Consider the following 210-nt stretch of genomic DNA (forward strand, 5'->3'; position numbering starts at 1 on the left):
CTTCACCAATCTTGTTACCATCTTTATCTTTTAATACAACTGTTGCTCCTGGAACTCCTGTACCACTTACACTTGTATCTCCTGCTTTTGGTTCAGTAATTGTTGGTTCTGCTGATGTTTGTTCATCTTTTGCAGCTATTGTTGCATCTTTAGTTGCTGGTTTCTTTCCTGGTTCTGTTTGTTCAGCTGTTACTTTTTCTCCTTCAACTA

Annotated in this window: 1 protein-coding gene; it reads right to left on the reverse strand. The window is 38.1% G+C overall.

Annotated features, from left to right (window positions below; all coding sequences use genetic code 11):
• The coding region (locus ACU68U_RS09435; protein ID WP_446763209.1) for a hypothetical protein at positions 1-210 on the reverse strand (210 nt) is incomplete at both ends.

The organism is Finegoldia sp. P3-F-LR (genome assembly GCF_052932165.1).